At 36.4% G+C, this 16,081-nt stretch carries 19 protein-coding genes; 17 read left to right on the top strand and 2 right to left on the bottom strand.

Features of this window, described 5'->3' with window-relative positions:
* Nucleotides 1-6: 6 nt before the first annotated feature.
* The 4 genes from BCF58_RS16805 to BCF58_RS16795 all read left to right on the top strand — a co-directional run bounded on the left by BCF58_RS16805 (nt 7) and on the right by BCF58_RS16795 (nt 2,487).
* Nucleotides 7-393 carry a helix-turn-helix domain-containing protein gene (locus BCF58_RS16805; protein ID WP_121462998.1) on the top strand — a complete coding sequence of 129 codons (387 nt, stop codon included), beginning with the start codon at nt 7-9 and terminating at the stop codon, nt 391-393.
* Between the two features lie 65 nt (nt 394-458).
* Nucleotides 459-1,478, top strand: coding sequence for a bifunctional diaminohydroxyphosphoribosylaminopyrimidine deaminase/5-amino-6-(5-phosphoribosylamino)uracil reductase RibD (gene ribD / locus BCF58_RS16800; protein ID WP_121462997.1), 1,020 nt, complete (start codon nt 459-461; stop codon nt 1,476-1,478).
* A gap of 106 nt (nt 1,479-1,584) precedes the next feature.
* Nucleotides 1,585-1,791, top strand: coding sequence for a bacteriocin-like protein (locus BCF58_RS17295; RefSeq protein WP_147462075.1), 207 nt, complete (start codon nt 1,585-1,587; stop codon nt 1,789-1,791).
* A gap of 81 nt (nt 1,792-1,872) precedes the next feature.
* Nucleotides 1,873-2,487, top strand: coding sequence for an IMPACT family protein (locus BCF58_RS16795; RefSeq protein ID WP_121462996.1), 615 nt, complete (start codon nt 1,873-1,875; stop codon nt 2,485-2,487).
* A gap of 7 nt (nt 2,488-2,494) precedes the next feature.
* On the opposite strand, the gene BCF58_RS16790 is transcribed toward BCF58_RS16795, so the two are convergent.
* Both BCF58_RS16790 and BCF58_RS16785 read right to left on the bottom strand, forming a co-directional pair.
* Nucleotides 2,495-3,619 (bottom strand): hypothetical protein, encoded by a 1,125-nt coding sequence (locus BCF58_RS16790; protein WP_121462995.1) that lies wholly within the window; start codon nt 3,617-3,619, stop codon nt 2,495-2,497.
* 110 nt (nt 3,620-3,729) lie between these two features.
* Nucleotides 3,730-4,440, bottom strand: coding sequence for a zinc metallopeptidase (locus BCF58_RS16785; RefSeq protein ID WP_121462994.1), 711 nt, complete (start codon nt 4,438-4,440; stop codon nt 3,730-3,732).
* Nucleotides 4,441-4,540: 100 nt separating this feature from the next.
* Here BCF58_RS16785 and BCF58_RS16780 point away from each other — a divergent pair, with 100 nt between their 5' ends.
* The 13 genes from BCF58_RS16780 to BCF58_RS17545 all read left to right on the top strand — a co-directional run bounded on the left by BCF58_RS16780 (nt 4,541) and on the right by BCF58_RS17545 (nt 16,081).
* Nucleotides 4,541-5,665: a GNAT family N-acetyltransferase gene (locus BCF58_RS16780; protein WP_121462993.1), complete on the top strand. Its 1,125-nt coding sequence runs from the start codon at nt 4,541-4,543 to the stop codon at nt 5,663-5,665.
* A gap of 289 nt (nt 5,666-5,954) precedes the next feature.
* Nucleotides 5,955-6,995: a T9SS type A sorting domain-containing protein gene (locus BCF58_RS16775; protein WP_121462992.1), complete on the top strand. Its 1,041-nt coding sequence runs from the start codon at nt 5,955-5,957 to the stop codon at nt 6,993-6,995.
* Between the two features lie 115 nt (nt 6,996-7,110).
* Nucleotides 7,111-7,482 (top strand): NADH-quinone oxidoreductase subunit A, encoded by a 372-nt coding sequence (locus tag BCF58_RS16770; protein WP_121462991.1) that lies wholly within the window; start codon nt 7,111-7,113, stop codon nt 7,480-7,482.
* A 94-nt stretch (nt 7,483-7,576) separates the two neighbouring features.
* Entirely contained in the window at nt 7,577-8,137 is a 561-nt protein-coding gene (locus tag BCF58_RS16765; protein WP_047377761.1) for an NADH-quinone oxidoreductase subunit B, read from the top strand.
* Nucleotides 8,138-8,142: 5 nt separating this feature from the next.
* Nucleotides 8,143-8,637, top strand: coding sequence for an NADH-quinone oxidoreductase subunit C (locus tag BCF58_RS16760; protein ID WP_121462990.1), 495 nt, complete (start codon nt 8,143-8,145; stop codon nt 8,635-8,637).
* Nucleotides 8,638-8,711: 74 nt separating this feature from the next.
* A complete protein-coding gene (gene nuoD / locus BCF58_RS16755; protein ID WP_121462989.1) occupies nt 8,712-9,935 on the top strand; it encodes an NADH dehydrogenase (quinone) subunit D in 1,224 nt (407 codons plus the stop codon).
* Between the two features lie 94 nt (nt 9,936-10,029).
* Entirely contained in the window at nt 10,030-10,539 is a 510-nt protein-coding gene (locus tag BCF58_RS16750; RefSeq protein ID WP_121462988.1) for an NADH-quinone oxidoreductase subunit NuoE family protein, read from the top strand.
* Nucleotides 10,540-10,551: 12 nt separating this feature from the next.
* Nucleotides 10,552-11,904, top strand: a complete 1,353-nt coding sequence (gene nuoF, locus BCF58_RS16745) for an NADH-quinone oxidoreductase subunit NuoF (protein WP_121462987.1) — start codon at nt 10,552-10,554, stop codon at nt 11,902-11,904.
* Nucleotides 11,905-11,970: 66 nt separating this feature from the next.
* Nucleotides 11,971-12,750 carry a hypothetical protein gene (locus BCF58_RS16740; protein ID WP_121462986.1) on the top strand — a complete coding sequence of 260 codons (780 nt, stop codon included), beginning with the start codon at nt 11,971-11,973 and terminating at the stop codon, nt 12,748-12,750.
* A gap of 44 nt (nt 12,751-12,794) precedes the next feature.
* Entirely contained in the window at nt 12,795-13,796 is a 1,002-nt protein-coding gene (locus BCF58_RS16735; RefSeq protein WP_121462985.1) for a 2Fe-2S iron-sulfur cluster-binding protein, read from the top strand.
* A 75-nt stretch (nt 13,797-13,871) separates the two neighbouring features.
* A complete protein-coding gene (gene nuoH, locus BCF58_RS16730; RefSeq protein WP_121462984.1) occupies nt 13,872-14,933 on the top strand; it encodes an NADH-quinone oxidoreductase subunit NuoH in 1,062 nt (353 codons plus the stop codon).
* Nucleotides 14,934-15,026: 93 nt separating this feature from the next.
* On the top strand, nt 15,027-15,584 hold the full coding sequence (locus BCF58_RS16725; RefSeq protein WP_121462983.1) for a NuoI/complex I 23 kDa subunit family protein: 558 nt from the start codon (nt 15,027-15,029) through the stop codon (nt 15,582-15,584).
* Nucleotides 15,584-16,081: an NADH-quinone oxidoreductase subunit J family protein gene (locus BCF58_RS17545; RefSeq protein ID WP_185144855.1), complete on the top strand. Its 498-nt coding sequence runs from the start codon at nt 15,584-15,586 to the stop codon at nt 16,079-16,081. The genes BCF58_RS16725 and BCF58_RS17545 overlap by 1 nt, the downstream gene beginning before the upstream one ends.

Genomic DNA, 16,081 nt, shown 5'->3' with positions numbered 1-16,081 from the left:
ACCAATATGCAAAAAGAAAAACTTCGCGCCATAAGAAAAAAGAAGGGGTATACTCAACAACAGATTGCAGATATCATCGCAACAGATGTGTCTAACTATAGCAGAAAAGAGAGTGGCGATGTGAAGATTATAAGAGAAGAATGGGAAAAAATAGCCAAATTCTTAGATGTTTCACTGGAAGATATCTATGAAGAAGAAGACAGCAAAATTGTTATTAATAATGAGAATCATTCTACAGGCGAAAATTCAAGCCATTATAGCCTTCTCTATAGTAATTCTTACAACATTCCAAATTCTATATTGGAAAATCTGCAGGATTACATCAATCTGCTGAAGGAAGAAAATAAAAGCCTCAAAGAAGAGCTAAAAACCATTAAAGAAAAAACAAAATAATTTAAAGGTAAACTTAAAATACAAAAAGGCGAAGCAAAGCAATTTGTCTTCGCTTTTTTCATATGATGCAGGACGAACTATATATAAAAAGATGTATTGAGCTGGCCCGAAAAGCATTGGGCAGAACCTACCCCAACCCTTTGGTGGGAAGTGTGATTGTTCATGGGAATAGAATAATCGGAGAAGGCTATCACCATAAGGCAGGAGAGAACCACGCTGAAATCAATGCCATAAATTCTGTTGAGAATAAAGAACTTCTTCCCGACTCCACCATCTATGTTTCTTTAGAACCTTGTGCCCATTATGGGAAAACACCTCCTTGTGCATTAAAAATCAAGGAACTTGGCTTTAAAAAGGTAGTTATCGGAGCAATGGATTCCCATGATAAAGTAAACGGAAAAGGGAAAAAGATCATTCAGGATGCCGGAATTGAAGTCATTTCCGGAGTTTTGGAAAAAGAATGCATTGAACTGAATAAAAGATTTTTTACGTACCACGAAAAGAAAAGACCCTACGTTATTTTGAAATGGGCAGAATCCGGTGACGGATTTTTGGACAAAGATTTTAAGCCAACTCCGGTTTCAAATACCCTTGTTAATCAATTCGTGCATCAATTAAGAGCCGATGAACATGCTATATTGGTTGGAACACAAACTGCTCTCAATGATAACCCAAGCTTAACGGTGAGAAATGTGGAAGGAATAAACCCTGTGAGAATTTTAATTGATTTTGATTTAAAGGTTCCACAAGATTTCAAAATCTATAATAAGGAATCCCGTACTATCGTTTTCAATACCCATAAAGAAGAAACTGCAGACAACATCCGGTTTGTAAAAATTGGAAAAGAAAACTTCTTACCCGATTTAATGGATGCATTATATAAAGAACAGATACAGTCTGTTATTATTGAAGGAGGCCGTTTTACCCTGCAACAATTCATCAACGCCAATCTTTGGGATGAAGCCATCGTTATTAAAAATGAAAATTTGAAACTGGAACGCGGAACAAAAGCCCCTGAATTCAGTCATATTCCCAATGAGATCTTGACTTTAAGAGATAATACCATTAAAAAATACGTTCATTAACTATTTTTCAAATAAAAATTATCAATAAACAAATTCTCTATTGTTTGATTTAAATAAAATAAGTAATTTAGGTTCGAATAATGATTACTATTTAAATCCTATTACTATGAAAAATCTAAAAAAACTTTCAAGAAAAGAGCAATCAAAAATCAATGGGGGTGACCGAAATGCTAAAATTTTATGCTCATGGTCAAGCCAGAATACACCACCTTGGAATTCATCACAGGAATGCCCTTCAGGATGGGTAGTTTGCGTGTCATTAAATTGCTGCTATGACCCTAATCCACTTTTAATTAATGGTTGCCCTGACTAATTCAAAATTAAACCTGTTAATCCTCAATCTTGAGGATTTTTTTTATAAAAGTATATTTAATTACTTTTACAGAGTTAAAGCATGAAATCAATGATGTTCGAATACAAAACCATAGAAAAGCCTATAGAAAATATCTTATTAAAAGAAAAAGGCAGCAAATTCATAGGATTTGCCTATCCTGTAAGCAATGAAGAAGAACTGAAAAATGCTTTAGAAAAAATACGAACAGAACATCCGAAAGCAACCCATCATTGCTACGCTTTCAGAATCGGTTTAAATGGTGAAAATTACCGTGCCAATGATGATGGAGAACCCTCCGGGAGCGCTGGTTTACCCATTTACAATCAACTTTTAGCCCATGATATCACCAATGTCATCGTCATTGTAGTTCGATATTATGGAGGAACGAAACTGGGGGTTTCAGGATTGGTAAAAGCTTACAAAGAATCTGCAAAAATGACTTTGGAAGTAGCCCATATCATCGCCAGAGAATTGGAAGTTGAGATGGAAATTCAATTCAACTTTAATCAGCAGAATACCATCTTTACCCTGCTTTCGAAATTTGATGCTAAAATAGTCACCTTCGATTCACAGGAAAGAGCTGTTATTGTGGCCAAAGTAAAAACAAAACATAAAGATGATATTCTGGAATCTTTAACGCAATTACAATTTGTGGAATGTAAATTTTTAGATTAACAATCTGCTACAACCCCACTCTTTTCTGTGTCTGTGGATTATACAGTATTATTTTCAATTTAGTATGGGCATATTTTTGTTTCATGTAAGCGGCAATCTTTGTATATATTTCATTTTCAGGCAAGGGTACAGATTTAATTTCACTTAAAGCCCAGTTTTGTAAATTGATACATTTCCCTCCTTTACAAACTATATTGGTTTCAGGTTCAAAATAAGGCTTTAATTCCTCTTCTTTTTCAGAAAAACAGATATACATTTGATCTCCTTTCCCAGAATACAGATTGAAGGAAAAATATTGATACCAGCTTCCAAAAAAACTCAAAATTGGCAGTACAAACCAAAGTATAAGCCAGTAGAAATTTAAAGCACAAAAGTTTTTAGTAACAGGTTCAATAGGTTTAGCATAAATGATTAGCAAAATAAATATCATAGTTAAATTCCAGAACCAAACTACAGAATTATGCTGCAATCCAAAAGGACCAATGACAATTAAAATAACCAGATGGGTAATTATTAATAGATAGCTTATTTTCTTTTTTGATTTTGACAGTAAAAGTAAAATAGCTAAAAACAACTCAACTATAGGAATTATCAATCCAACGAAAAAGAGTTTATACTTCAGGATAATGTCCATTGACAGTCCTAAAAAATCGATAAGGATCATATTCATCCACGCCAAAGAAAGAAAACTACGATTGAGCTTATGCAAACCACTGAAAAGATAGACCGATACCAAAAACATGTGCATCAACAATACAATGCTTTTAGGTTTATGAAAATTGATGATGGTGACTAAAAGAATACACATATACATATATTCCCAAGGTTGCCACCTTACAGTATCTAGTGAACAGCTTACTAATTCTGATAAAAACAGAGAAATAAGAAGCCACCGACTGGTTTTAAGAAACAAGACCATCAGTAAAGCCAAAAGAGAAAACCCAAATAAGAATTCGTGTAAAAAACCGGGAATATATTGTAAAAACTCTAATGGCGGAATGACCGGGTACATCCTGTCCGTAATCCAGGTTTTATAACTCCATATTTTAGTGATCAACCAAAAAAAAGCAACTGCTTTAATTAAATAGGTCACTTGTTGTTTTTCTGAAGCCAATATGTTTCTCTTGTACATTAAAATCTTGGGATAATATTTATCAAAAATATCAAATTAAATAATAGCACAATAAAAAAGCATCTCAGACCAATTGTCTGAGATGCTATATTTTTTTTTGAATGTGAATATTAATCTCTTCTTCCTCCCATCAATAAAGATGCCCAGTAAAGAAGTTGTGCCAAAGATCCTATAGCAGCTACAACATACGTCCTTGCAGCCCATTTCAGGCTATCCTGAACTCCTACAAATTCTTCTGAAGTTACGGTTCCTGTATCTTTCAGCCATTTCATCGCCCTGTTGCTTGCGTCATATTCTACAGGGAGTGTTACAAAAGCAAAAATGGTAGTGAATGCAAACATAGCCACTCCAATAGCCAGAACCGTTGTATTTCCGTTTGGATCATCAATAGTTCTCGTAGCGGCCATAATACCGATCCCTGCGATAAGAATAAACTGCATCAGATTAGAACTTATATTAACAATCGGAACCAGTTTTGAACGCAATTGAAGCATAGAGTATCCTACAGCATGTTGTACGGCATGTCCACATTCGTGGGCAGCTACAGCTGCAGCCGCGGCATTCCTCTGCATATAAACACCTTCCGAAAGGTTTACGGTCTTATCTACAGGGTTATAGTGGTCTGTCAATTGCCCCGGAACAGAAATCACCTGAACGTCTGTGATTCCATTATCTCTCAACATTTTTTCCGCTACTTCCTTTCCTGAAAGCCCGTTTCGGAGATGTACCTTAGAATAATGTTCAAATTTAGATTTCAATCTGGACGAAACAAACCAGCTCACCAGCATCGAAATCCCAATAATAATATAATAGCCTGTCATTTTTTATTTAAATACTTTTAATCTTTTAAGATGTAAAAACTGTGCCAAAGTATTACATATTATTATTTATATTTGTTCTCTAATTACCTCTTAGAAAGCTATGTCGAAAGTTTCAGTAGTTGAAGTAAAAACACGTGACGAATTAAAACAATTTGTGAAGTTTCCAATGGATCTTTATAAAGGGAATCCTTATTATGTTCCATCCTTTATCAATGATGAAATCAACATATGGAGTCCCAGTGAAAACCCCGCATTACAATACTCTGAATCAAAACAATATCTCGCTTTTAAAGATCAAAAACTGGTAGGAAGAATTGCTGTCATTATCAACCATAAGGAAGAAAAAGAATTAGGTATCCGAAAAGTACGGTTCGGATGGATCGACTTTATTGATGACCCTGAAGTTTCGCAAGCCCTGATTCAAAAAGCCATAGATTACGCCAAGGAGAAAGATATTCATAAAATCGAAGGCCCCATGGGCTTTACCAATCTGGATAAAGCCGGAATGCTGACATTAGGTTTTGACAAATTGGCAACCATGATCGGGATCTATAATCACGAATATTACCCAAGACACCTTGAAAATTTAGGACTTATCAAGGAAAAAGAATGGGTGGAATTTGAATTGATGTTTCCTGAGGTTTTACCGGAAAAAATCCATAAATTCAATGAGCTGATCTCCCAAAAGTACCAACTTAAGGTTCTAAAATTCAATTCAAAAGAAGAAATCATACAGTATGTAGATCCTATGTTTGATTTACTGGATGAAACGTATAAACACCTTTCAACCTACACTCCTATTTCAGAGGAACAGCGTAAAACATACAAGGAAAAGTATTTTAAACTTATTGATAAAGATTTTATCGTTTGCATAGCCGATGCCAATAACAATCTGATCTCGTTTGCTATCACAATGCCTTCTTATTCCAAAGCATTGCAAAAATCAAAAGGAAAACTGCTTCCTTTCGGTTGGTGGCATTTTTTACAGGCCGGAAAGAAAAACGACCGCGCCAATTTCTATTTAATCGGCATTCACCCCGAATATCAGAGAAGGGGGGTTACTTCCATTATTTTTAAAGAAATCTGGAAAATTTTCAGGAAGAAAGGCGTGAAATATTTAGAAACCAATCCTGAGCTGGAAGAAAACAAAAATATTCAGCTGTTGTGGCAGGACTATAATCCTGTAAATCACAAAAGAAGAAGAACTTATTCTTTAGACGTGTAAATGATTTTTCTCACCAAAAGTTCAGAGACATATTCGTAAGTTTACCTCATGAAATCACAACTGATCATTTTCGGTATTTTAATCGCAGGATTTATTGTTTACAACCTTTTTTTTCAAATAAAAGATGACAGAACCAATACTGTGATTAACATTATGTATACAAGTATACTTTTTGCGTACATTTCTTTTATGGCCTATTCTTTACTTAAAAAAATGAGAAAATAGCAAAGGATTACGAAGAGTTATTAATTTATTCCCTATTTTTATAATAAATTAATATTTTTTCGCCATGAACCTACTATTAAAGAATATTTTTTTCGGAGTTTTTCTTATTTCAATAAAATTATGTTCACAGCAATTTTATGTAAACTCTATTATTGATAATAATACAAATAAAGTATACAAACTTGATGTTTCAAACCCCAGCCAGATAGACGAACCATTCTGTCCGCCTACAATGGGTACTTACCCTGAAACATACACAGATATTGCCATTGACGGTTCAAACAATATTTATTACGTAACCAGTACAGGAAGGCTATACAGAAAAAACAGTTCCAATTCCACTTGTGATTTTCTTGGAGATTTCACGGTAACAAACGCTTCAATCACCTCACTAATTTCTGATTCCGGGAAATACTTGTATGGAACAGGATCTCCAAACAAATTATACAGGTATGATATCAGCTCCGGCATTTTTACAGACATGGGCAATCTCCCTTCGGGTCAAGTTAGCGCCGGTGATCTCTTTTTTTACGAAGGAAGACTTTTTATATGTACGCTAACGGGGATCCTTGAAATCAATATGGCGAATCCTTCACAAAGCTGTCCGTTTATGACTTTGGGATCTTCAAATATCTACGCCGCATTCTCCATCAATTATGGGACTCATTCCAAAGTGTATGTTATACGTACTTTATTTGCAACTTCCGAGTTATCTGAGCTGGATATGATCAATAAACAAATAGGACCTGCCATTAACACATATGCCCACAAAATTAATGGTGCCGCAGCAATATATGACCTCACTTCCACTGAAGCTGCATGCACACCAACTCCTTTAGCTGTTCGGGAAACCGATACATCCGGTATCTATTTTAATGTAATTAATCCCGTAAAAAATACTATTATCTGTCATACCAATATAGATAGACGTGAAATCATCTCTATACGGCTGTTTGATAATTCAGGCAGGCTGATAAAAGATTTTTCCAATCAGAATCAAATGGAAAGATTAGATGTTTCAGGAATATCAAAAGGAATCTATGTATTAACATTAAGCACAAAAACAGGAAAAACCTACACCAAAAAGATAATTATCAATAGCTAATTTTTATTAATTCTAAATTACCTGTTTTTCTTATTTTGATCCTACTTTTAAGCTGATAAATTTTATGCTTTCTTGTTTATTCGCTAAATTTGCAAATTGAGATAATAATGCAAAAATGAATTTACCTGAAAGTTATATTCCAATTCTTATACAAGCAGGTGTTGCTGTTGCTTTTGTAGCCGTTTCATTGCTTGGAGCACATTTTTTAGGTCCACGCCAGAAAAAAGGAAATTCTGTAAAAAACCAGAGCTGGGAATGTGGAGTTGCTGTGGAAGGAAATGCAAGAACGCCGTTTTCCATTAAATATTTCCTAACGGCTGTATTGTTTGTACTATTCGATATTGAAATCGTATTTTTTTATCCATATGCGGTAAACTTCAGAGAATTCGGATTTGAAGGATTCCTTGCGGTGCTTACATTCGTAGCCATTTTCTTTGTGGCATTCTTTTACGTTTGGAAACGTGGCGCATTGGATTGGGATAAATAAACCTTAACATTAAAAGATTAAAGATTTAATGATTAAAAAATTAGTATGATTTTAAATTTTTAAATACTTCAATCTTTAAATTTTATAAAACAAGATGTCAGATAAAAAACCAGTAATAAGAACAGATGCACCTGCTCCCGAAGGATATGAAGGAGAAGGATTTTTCGCAACGAAACTGAGCAGTGTAATCGGAATGGCCAGAAAATTTTCTCTTTGGCCGTTGCCATTCGCAACCTCTTGTTGTGGTATCGAGTTTATGGCTACCCTGAACCCGACATATGATGCTTCAAGATTTGGGATGGAAAGAAACTCTTTCTCACCAAGACAAGCCGATATGTTGATGGTTTGCGGAACTATATCAAAGAAATTAGGACCTGTCCTAAAAGAAGTGTACACCCAGATGGCTGAGCCGAAATGGGTGGTTGCAGTAGGAGCTTGTGCTTCCAGCGGTGGTATTTTTGATTCATATTCTGTATTACAGGGAATTGATAAAATTATTCCGGTTGACGTATACGTTCCCGGATGTCCTCCAAGACCGGAGCAGATCATTGAAGGAGTAATGCAGGTTCAGGCTCTTGCCGAAAGTGAAAGCATCAGAAGAAGAGACATGCCTGAATATCAAAAATTATTAGATTCTTACAATATAAGCAACTAACGGAAATGACAAACGAATTTGTATTAGAAGCAATCACAAGAGAATTTCCGGAATCTGTAATTTCCAGTTCAGAACCTTATGGGATGTTAACCGTGGAAATTAAAAAAGATGATATCAAAAAAGTAATTCATTATCTGAAAGATTCGTCTTTGGAAATCAATTTCCTTACAGATGTTTGTGGAATCCATTATCCTGAATACCCGGAGAAAGAAATAGGTGTTATTTATCATTTACATAATATGATGACTAACTTCAGAATCCGTCTGAAAGCTTTTATGACCAGAGAAAATACGGAAATAGATTCTCTTGTCGATCTATATGCAGGCGCTAACTGGATGGAAAGAGAGACCTATGATTTCTACGGAATTAAATTCAAGGGACATCCGGATCTGAGACCTATTTTAAATATGGAAGATCTTGGATATCACCCAATGTTGAAGGAATATCGCCTGGAAGACGGTACCAGAACCGATAAGGACGATAGTATGTTCGGAAGATAAAAATAATGCAATAAGCTTAAAGTTATAAGCAATACGCTTAAAGCCTAAAGCCTAGAGCCTAAAGCATTTAAATTATGAAAGATAACTCATTATCTAATATACTTAACCAATACGAAAGTAAAGAACAAATTGACGGGCAATTATACACCCTCAATTTAGGACCTACTCACCCTGCTACTCACGGGATTTTCCAGAATGTCTTAACGATGGACGGAGAGAGAATTCTTCACGCCGAGCAAACCGTAGGATATATCCACAGGGCATTTGAAAAAATTTCTGAAAGAAGAAATTACACCCAGATTACCACTCTTACCGACCGTATGAACTATTGTTCTGCGCCAATCAATAATTTAGGTTGGCATATGACTGTAGAAAAGCTGATTGGAGTGGAAGTTCCTAAGCGTGTAGATTATATGCGTGTCATCCTGATGGAATTAGCAAGGATTGGGGATCACTTAATTTGTAACGGTGTAACAGGAATGGATTCCGGAGCAATTACAGGTCTTACCTATATGTTCATCGAAAGAGAGCGTATTTATGACATGTATGAGCAGATCTGCGGAGCCAGAATGACAACCAATATGGGAAGAATCGGTGGATTTGAAAGAGACTTTACTCCCAAGTTCCACGAACTGATCAAAGATTTCTTAAAAACTTTCCCACCAAGATTCCAGGAATTCTGTAACCTGTTAGAAAGAAACAGAATTTTCATGGACAGAACCATAGGGGCCGGAACTATTTCCGCGGAAAGAGCTTTAAGCTATGGTTTCACAGGTCCGAACTTACGTGCAACAGGGGTAGATTATGATGTAAGAGTTGCAGAACCTTATTCTTCATACCAGGATTTCGACTTCATTATTCCTGTAGGAACTTCAGGAGATACTTACGACCGTTTCATGGTTCGTCAGCAGGAAATCTGGGAATCAATCAAAATCATTAAACAAGCATACGAAAACCTTCCTGAAGGGGACTTCCACGCAGATGTTCCTGATTTTTACCTTCCTGAAAAGGCAGATGTCTATCAGAAAATGGAAGCATTAATTTACCATTTCAAAATCGTAATGGGAGAAACAGATGTACCGAAAGGAGAAGTTTACCATGCTGTGGAAGGAGGAAACGGAGAATTAGGTTTCTATTTGGTAAGTGACGGAGGAAGAAGCCCGTACAGACTTCACTTTAGAAGACCATGCTTTATCTATTATCAGGCGTATCCGGAAATGATTACAGGTTCTGTAATTTCAGATGCGATCGTAACGATGTGTAGCCTGAATGTAATTGCGGGAGAATTAGACGCATAATTTGGATTATAAATTTTGAATTATAAATTATAAATTGATTTTTAGACTGCAAGATTCATCTAAAATCTAAAATCTAAAATCTAAAATTTCAAAAATGAGCGAAACAATAGCTTTTAAACCGGAAAGTTTAGAACAGGTACATAAAATTATCGCAAGATATCCTGAAGGGAGACAAAAATCGGCATTACTTCCTGTACTGCATTTGGCACAGAAAGAATTTGGAGGCTGGTTAGATGTTCCTGTGATGGATTATGTTGCTGAATTGTTAAGCATACAACCCATTGAAGTATATGAAGTAGCCACTTTCTATACGATGTTCAATATGAAACCTGTTGGGAAATATGTTTTAGAGGTATGTAGAACAGGACCTTGTATGGTATGTGGAAGTGAGAAAATCTTAAACCACATCAGAACCAAACTGAACATTAAGGACGGAGAAACTACCGAAGATGGCATGTTTACCTTAAAACCTGCTGAATGTCTTGGCGCATGTGGGTATGCTCCGATGATGCAGTTGGGGAAATTTTATCACGAAAATTTAACGATAGAAAAAGTAGATGAAATCCTTGATCTTTGCAGACAGGGGCAAATTGCTTTGGATTAATTAAAATATACAATGAGTAAAAAACTTTTACTTAAAGACGCACATATAGAAGGCATCCGCTATTTTGAAACATACCGTAAACAGGGAGGTTACACAGCTGCAGAAAAAGCCTTGAAGATGACTCCTGACGAAATTCTTGAAGAAGTAAAAGCTTCAGGACTTCGGGGACGTGGTGGAGCAGGATTCCCGACAGGGATGAAATGGAGCTTCCTGGCAAAACCAGAGGGTGTTCCAAGACACTTGGTGGTGAATGCTGACGAATCTGAACCGGGAACTTTCAAAGACAGATATTTAATGGAATTCCTTCCTCATTTATTGATCGAAGGAATGTTGATCTCTTCTTATTGTTTAGGATCAAACGTTTCTTATATCTATATCCGTGGAGAGTATTCGTGGATTCCTGATATTTTGGAAGAAGCTATTGAAGAAGCAAAAGCAGCAGGATTCTTAGGTAAAAATATTTTAGGAACCGGTTTTGATTGCGAAATCTATGTTCAGAGAGGAGGTGGAGCTTATATCTGTGGGGAAGAAACCGCATTGCTTGAATCCCTTGAAGGAAAAAGAGGAAATCCAAGATTAAAACCACCATTCCCGGCTGTAAAAGGACTTTGGGAAAGACCAACAGTAGTAAATAACGTTGAATCTATTGCGGCAGTAGTTCCCATTATTGATATTACGGGAGCTGAATATGCTAAAATCGGAGTAGGAAGATCTACAGGAACAAAATTGATTTCCGCATGCGGAAACATTAATAAACCCGGAGTATATGAAATCGATATGACGATTACCGTTGAAGAATTCATTTATTCTGATGAATATTGTGGAGGTATTCCGAATGGAAAGAAGCTAAAGGCTTGTATTCCTGGAGGAAGCTCAGTACCGATTGTTCCTGCTAATCTATTGTTAAAAACCGTAAACGGAGAACCTAGATACATGAATTATGAATCATTGGCGGATGGTGGATTTGCTACCGGAACGATGATGGGTTCGGGAGGATTCATTGTTTTAGATGAGGATCAATGTATCGTAGAGCATACTATGACTTTAGCCAGATTTTATAATCATGAAAGTTGTGGGCAATGTACTCCTTGTCGTGAAGGGACAGGGTGGATGTACAAGATTTTAAAGAAGATAGAGAACGGACAGGGAAAAATGGAAGATATCGATCTTCTTTGGGATATCCAGAGAAAAATCGAAGGAAATACCATTTGCCCATTAGGTGATGCCGCAGCTTGGCCTGTAGCAGCAGCAATCCGTCATTTTAGGGATGAATTTGAATGGCATGTGAAAAATCCGGAATTGTGTTTAACACAAAACTATGGACTGGCCCATTATGCAGATCCTATTCCGGCACCTTCAGTTTAATTCCTAAATACAAAGAAAAAACAATTGAAAAATAGATTATTGTTGCTGTTATTGCTAACAGTGACTATGAGCGTGAAAGCTCAAAGAGAAGCGTTCAAAAAAGGTTCAGTAATGATATTTTGGGGATGGAACAGGGGTTGGTTCTCTGATTCTGACATCCATTTTTATGGTCAGGATTATAACTTTACCCTGAAAAATGTGTCTGCACATGACAGGCCGTCCTCTATAAAAAATTTCAGCCATTATATCGATCCTACAGAAATTTTTATTCCGCAGGTAAATTATCATATTACCTATTTTGTAAAAGATAATGTAGGAATTACTTTGGGGTTGGATCACATGAAATATGTAATGGATCAGGACCAGACTGTTGAATTTGAAGGGTATATCAATGATCCGAAATATGCAGCCATGGTAAATAATGGAAAAGTTGATCTTTCAGATGCAAAATTTTTGAAATATGAGCATACCAACGGTTTAAATTATCTTAATCTTGGTGTTCAGAAATACAAACAGATTCTTAATAAAAATAAATTTGATGTATTTTGGACCTATGGATTGGGAGCAGGGGTTTTAATACCTAAAACCGATGCCACATTAATGGGAAAAGAAGAAAGTGATCATTTCCATTTGGCGGGATTTGGCCTGGATGCAAGAACTGGCATCAACGTGGTATTATGGAACCATTTTGTTGCAAAGGCTGATTTAAAATACGGGTATATCAATTTACCAAGTGTGAGAACAACCCTGGAAAATGTAAAAGTTGATAAAGCAACTCAGGATTTTGCCTTTTGTGAACTGGTATTTGGGATTGGATATACATTTAATACGAAAAAGCATAATTAAAATAGAGCTTAGTGTCTGATAAACATAAGCGAAAAGCATAGAATATGAGCGAAGAGGTTAAAAAATTCAAAATAACTATAGACGGACAGACTACTGAAGTTTTGCCGGGTACTTCTATTTTGGAAGCCGCAAGACAAATCGGTGGGAAATCTGTACCTCCTGCAATGTGCTACTACAGCAAATTGGAAACCAGTGGAGGGAGATGCAGAACTTGCCTTGTGGAAGTTTCTAAAGGGTCTGAAGCAGATCCCCGTCCTATGCCGAAATTGGTTGCAAGCTGCAGAACCAATGTAATGGATGGTATGGAAGTAAAAAACCTTACTTCTGAAAAAGCTCAGGAAGGAAGAAAAGCCGTTACCGAGTTTTTATTGGTTAACCACCCGTTAGACTGCCCTATCTGTGATCAGGCCGGTGAATGTCATCTTCAGGATCTAGGATATGAGCATGGTGTTGAAAATACAAGAACTGAGTTCGAAAGAAATACATACGATGCCGATGACCTGGGGCCGAACATCAAATTGAATATGAACCGTTGTATTCTGTGTGCAAGATGCGTTCTTACGGCAAATCAGCTAACAGACACCAGAGAGCACGGAATTCTTTTCAGAGGAGACCATGCTGAAATTTCAACGTATTTGAACAAAGCTTTGGATAATGACTTCATCGGGAACATTATTGATGTTTGCCCGGTAGGAGCATTAACGGACAGAACAGCCCGTTTTGCAAGCAGAGTTTGGTTCACCAACCCTATGAATGCAACATGCAAATGTGATAAGTGTTCCGGAAAAGCTGTTCTTTGGATGAAAGGTGATGAAATTGTAAGAGTTACGGCAAGAAAAGACCAATGGGGAGAAGTGGAAGAATTTATCTGTGATACATGCCGCTTCCACAGAAAAGAATTAAAATTCTGGAATATTGAAGGTCCTAGACATATCGACAGGCATTCGGTAATTTCCTTGAACCATTACGAAAAGCCTAAAGATGAACTAAGGGTATTGGATAATCCGATGGCCAAAGAAATTAGCGAAAAAGACGAACAATTGTAACAAATTATAAATTTTAAATTATAGATTTTAAATGACTTGAATCTATAATCTAAAATCTAAAATCTAAAATTCAGAATGGATTTACTAACATTTAAACTTATACTTGTACTGGCACTTTTCCTGTTATCATTAACGATAGCAGCCTACTCTACCTGGGCGGAAAGAAAAGTGGCATCTATCATGCAGGATAGAATTGGTCCCAACAGAGCAGGCCCTTTCGGATTACTGCAACCTCTTGCAGATGGTGGAAAGTTTTTCTTTAAAGAAGATTTTACACCTGCCAATGCAGAAAAATTTCTTTTCGTATTAGGACCAGCCCTGGTTATGTTTATTTCATTGATCACAGGAGCTGTTATCCCTTGGGGTAAAAGTTTAAATATTGCAGGTACTTCTTTTGATCTTCAGGTTGCCAACATTGATGTAGGAGTTCTTTTCATCATTGGAATGGCTTCTATTGGAGTTTACGGAATTATGATCGGAGGTTGGGCATCGAACAATAAATATTCTTTATTAGGTGCTATCCGTGCCTCTTCTCAGATGATCTCCTATGAATTGGCTATGGGATTAGCTTTGCTTTCTATCATCATGATGACAGGAAGTTTAGATTTAAAAGAAATTACGGCTAGCCAGACAACAGGAAAAATATGGGGGCTTTTTGCTCTTGACGGGATGAACTGGAATATTTTATACCAGCCAATTGCATTCCTTGTTTTCTTCGTTGCTGCTTTGGCTGAAACCAATAGACACCCTTTCGATTTACCTGAGTGTGAATCTGAATTGGTAACAGGATATTCTACAGAATATTCATCTATGAAATTAGGATTATATATGTTCGGGGAATATGTGAACATGTTTATTTCCAACGCTTTCATGGTGGTTCTTTTCTTCGGAGGGTACAATTATCCGGGAATTGAATGGGTAACTCAGAACTGGGGAGAAAATACTGCGGGAATCTTAAGTATCGTGGCATTTTTAACTAAAACCGTTATCGGAATTCTGATCTTTATGTGGATCAGATGGACGCTTCCGAGATTCAGATATGATCAGTTGATGCACTTGGGATGGAAAACATTGATTCCAATGGCATTAGTAAACCTGATTATTACCGGAGCTGTAATTTTAGCATTCGGAAATTAAAATAATTGAAATTTGAAAAATGAGTTGATGTGACATGGTCCTGATGATTTCCATCTCCCGGTTTCCATCTTCTAACATTTAATATAATAAAAAATGAAACTTACCAACAGATCAAAAGTTGTTTCCAATAAAGAAATGACCCTTGCTGAAAAAATCTACTTACCTGCGATCTTCAAAGGAATGGGGATTACTTTAAAGCATGCTGTAAGAACCGTGATAAAAGGTGCTCCTGCGGTATATTCGTATCCGGAAGTACAAAAGCCGAGAACGACTATCTGGAGAGGCCAACACGTTTTGAAAAGAGATGAGGAAGGCAGAGAAAGATGTACAGCTTGCGGACTTTGTGCTGTTGCATGTCCGGCAGAAGCTATTACAATGACTGCTGCGGAAAGAACCAAGGAAGAAAAACACCTTTACAGAGAAGAAAAATACGCATCCGTATATGAAATCAATATGTTAAGATGTATTTTCTGCGGTATGTGTGAGGAAGCCTGTCCAAAATCTGCTATCTATTTAACAGACAGATTGGTGGATGTGGAAACCAACAGAGGTTCTTTTATCTATGGGAAAGATAAATTAGTTGAAAAAATAAATGAAAGGATTGACATCACGACAAGACAATCCGAGAAACAAAGAAATGCGGTAAAATAATGGATCAGTTTTTATTTTTCTTGGTGGCGTTTTTAGCAGTGGCAAGTGCAGTATACTTCGTATTTGCAAGAAATCCTTTATATGCTATTTTGTCATTAATTGTTACCATGTTCTCTATTGCAGGCATGTACATTCTTTTGAATGCCCAGTTTTTGGCAATCATTCAGATTATCGTTTACGCCGGAGCTATCATGGTATTATTCCTTTACATCTTGATGATGCTTAACCTTAATAAAGAAGACGAAAGTAAGAAGAACAATACTTTAAAATTTGTTGGAGTTTTTACAGCCGGTCTTTTATTAACAGGTGTTTTAGGTGTTTTCAGAGGAGTGAAAGACAAGCATGTTGTTCTGGATAATGTAGACAGAGGAGTGGGTCTTACTAAAAATCTGGGAAGACTTTTGTTTAATGAATATGTTTTACCGTTTGAACTTGCATCCATCCTTATTTTGGCAGGTATTGTAGGTGCGGTATTAATCGGTAAAAAAGATTTATAA

It is taken from the genome of Chryseobacterium defluvii (assembly GCF_003634775.1).
Lineage (GTDB): Bacteria > Bacteroidota > Bacteroidia > Flavobacteriales > Weeksellaceae > Chryseobacterium > Chryseobacterium defluvii.
The sequence above is the reverse complement of the archived record's forward strand: the minus strand, read 5'-3'. Positions and strand labels throughout refer to the sequence as shown.

Bases quoted from the DNA above. Each gene is read 5' to 3' on its own strand.
- BCF58_RS17295 (WP_147462075.1), top strand. From the start codon at position 1,585: ATGAAAAATCTAAAAAAACTTTCAAGAAAAGAGCAATCAAAAATCAAT.
- BCF58_RS16790 (WP_121462995.1), bottom strand. From the start codon at position 3,619: ATGTACAAGAGAAACATATTGGCTTCAGAAAAACAACAAGTGACCTAT.
- BCF58_RS16795 (WP_121462996.1), top strand. From the start codon at position 1,873: ATGAAATCAATGATGTTCGAATACAAAACCATAGAAAAGCCTATAGAA.
- nuoF (WP_121462987.1), top strand. From the start codon at position 10,552: ATGAGTAAAAAACTTTTACTTAAAGACGCACATATAGAAGGCATCCGC.
- BCF58_RS16785 (WP_121462994.1), bottom strand. From the start codon at position 4,440: ATGACAGGCTATTATATTATTATTGGGATTTCGATGCTGGTGAGCTGG.
- BCF58_RS16805 (WP_121462998.1), top strand. From the start codon at position 7: ATGCAAAAAGAAAAACTTCGCGCCATAAGAAAAAAGAAGGGGTATACT.
- nuoD (WP_121462989.1), top strand. From the start codon at position 8,712: ATGAAAGATAACTCATTATCTAATATACTTAACCAATACGAAAGTAAA.
- BCF58_RS16735 (WP_121462985.1), top strand. From the start codon at position 12,795: ATGAGCGAAGAGGTTAAAAAATTCAAAATAACTATAGACGGACAGACT.
- nuoH (WP_121462984.1), top strand. From the start codon at position 13,872: ATGGATTTACTAACATTTAAACTTATACTTGTACTGGCACTTTTCCTG.
- BCF58_RS16780 (WP_121462993.1), top strand. From the start codon at position 4,541: ATGTCGAAAGTTTCAGTAGTTGAAGTAAAAACACGTGACGAATTAAAA.
- BCF58_RS16740 (WP_121462986.1), top strand. From the start codon at position 11,971: ATGAGCGTGAAAGCTCAAAGAGAAGCGTTCAAAAAAGGTTCAGTAATG.
- BCF58_RS16725 (WP_121462983.1), top strand. From the start codon at position 15,027: ATGAAACTTACCAACAGATCAAAAGTTGTTTCCAATAAAGAAATGACC.
- BCF58_RS16750 (WP_121462988.1), top strand. From the start codon at position 10,030: ATGAGCGAAACAATAGCTTTTAAACCGGAAAGTTTAGAACAGGTACAT.
- BCF58_RS16775 (WP_121462992.1), top strand. From the start codon at position 5,955: ATGAACCTACTATTAAAGAATATTTTTTTCGGAGTTTTTCTTATTTCA.
- BCF58_RS17545 (WP_185144855.1), top strand. From the start codon at position 15,584: ATGGATCAGTTTTTATTTTTCTTGGTGGCGTTTTTAGCAGTGGCAAGT.
- ribD (WP_121462997.1), top strand. From the start codon at position 459: ATGCAGGACGAACTATATATAAAAAGATGTATTGAGCTGGCCCGAAAA.
- BCF58_RS16765 (WP_047377761.1), top strand. From the start codon at position 7,577: ATGTCAGATAAAAAACCAGTAATAAGAACAGATGCACCTGCTCCCGAA.
- BCF58_RS16770 (WP_121462991.1), top strand. From the start codon at position 7,111: ATGAATTTACCTGAAAGTTATATTCCAATTCTTATACAAGCAGGTGTT.
- BCF58_RS16760 (WP_121462990.1), top strand. From the start codon at position 8,143: ATGACAAACGAATTTGTATTAGAAGCAATCACAAGAGAATTTCCGGAA.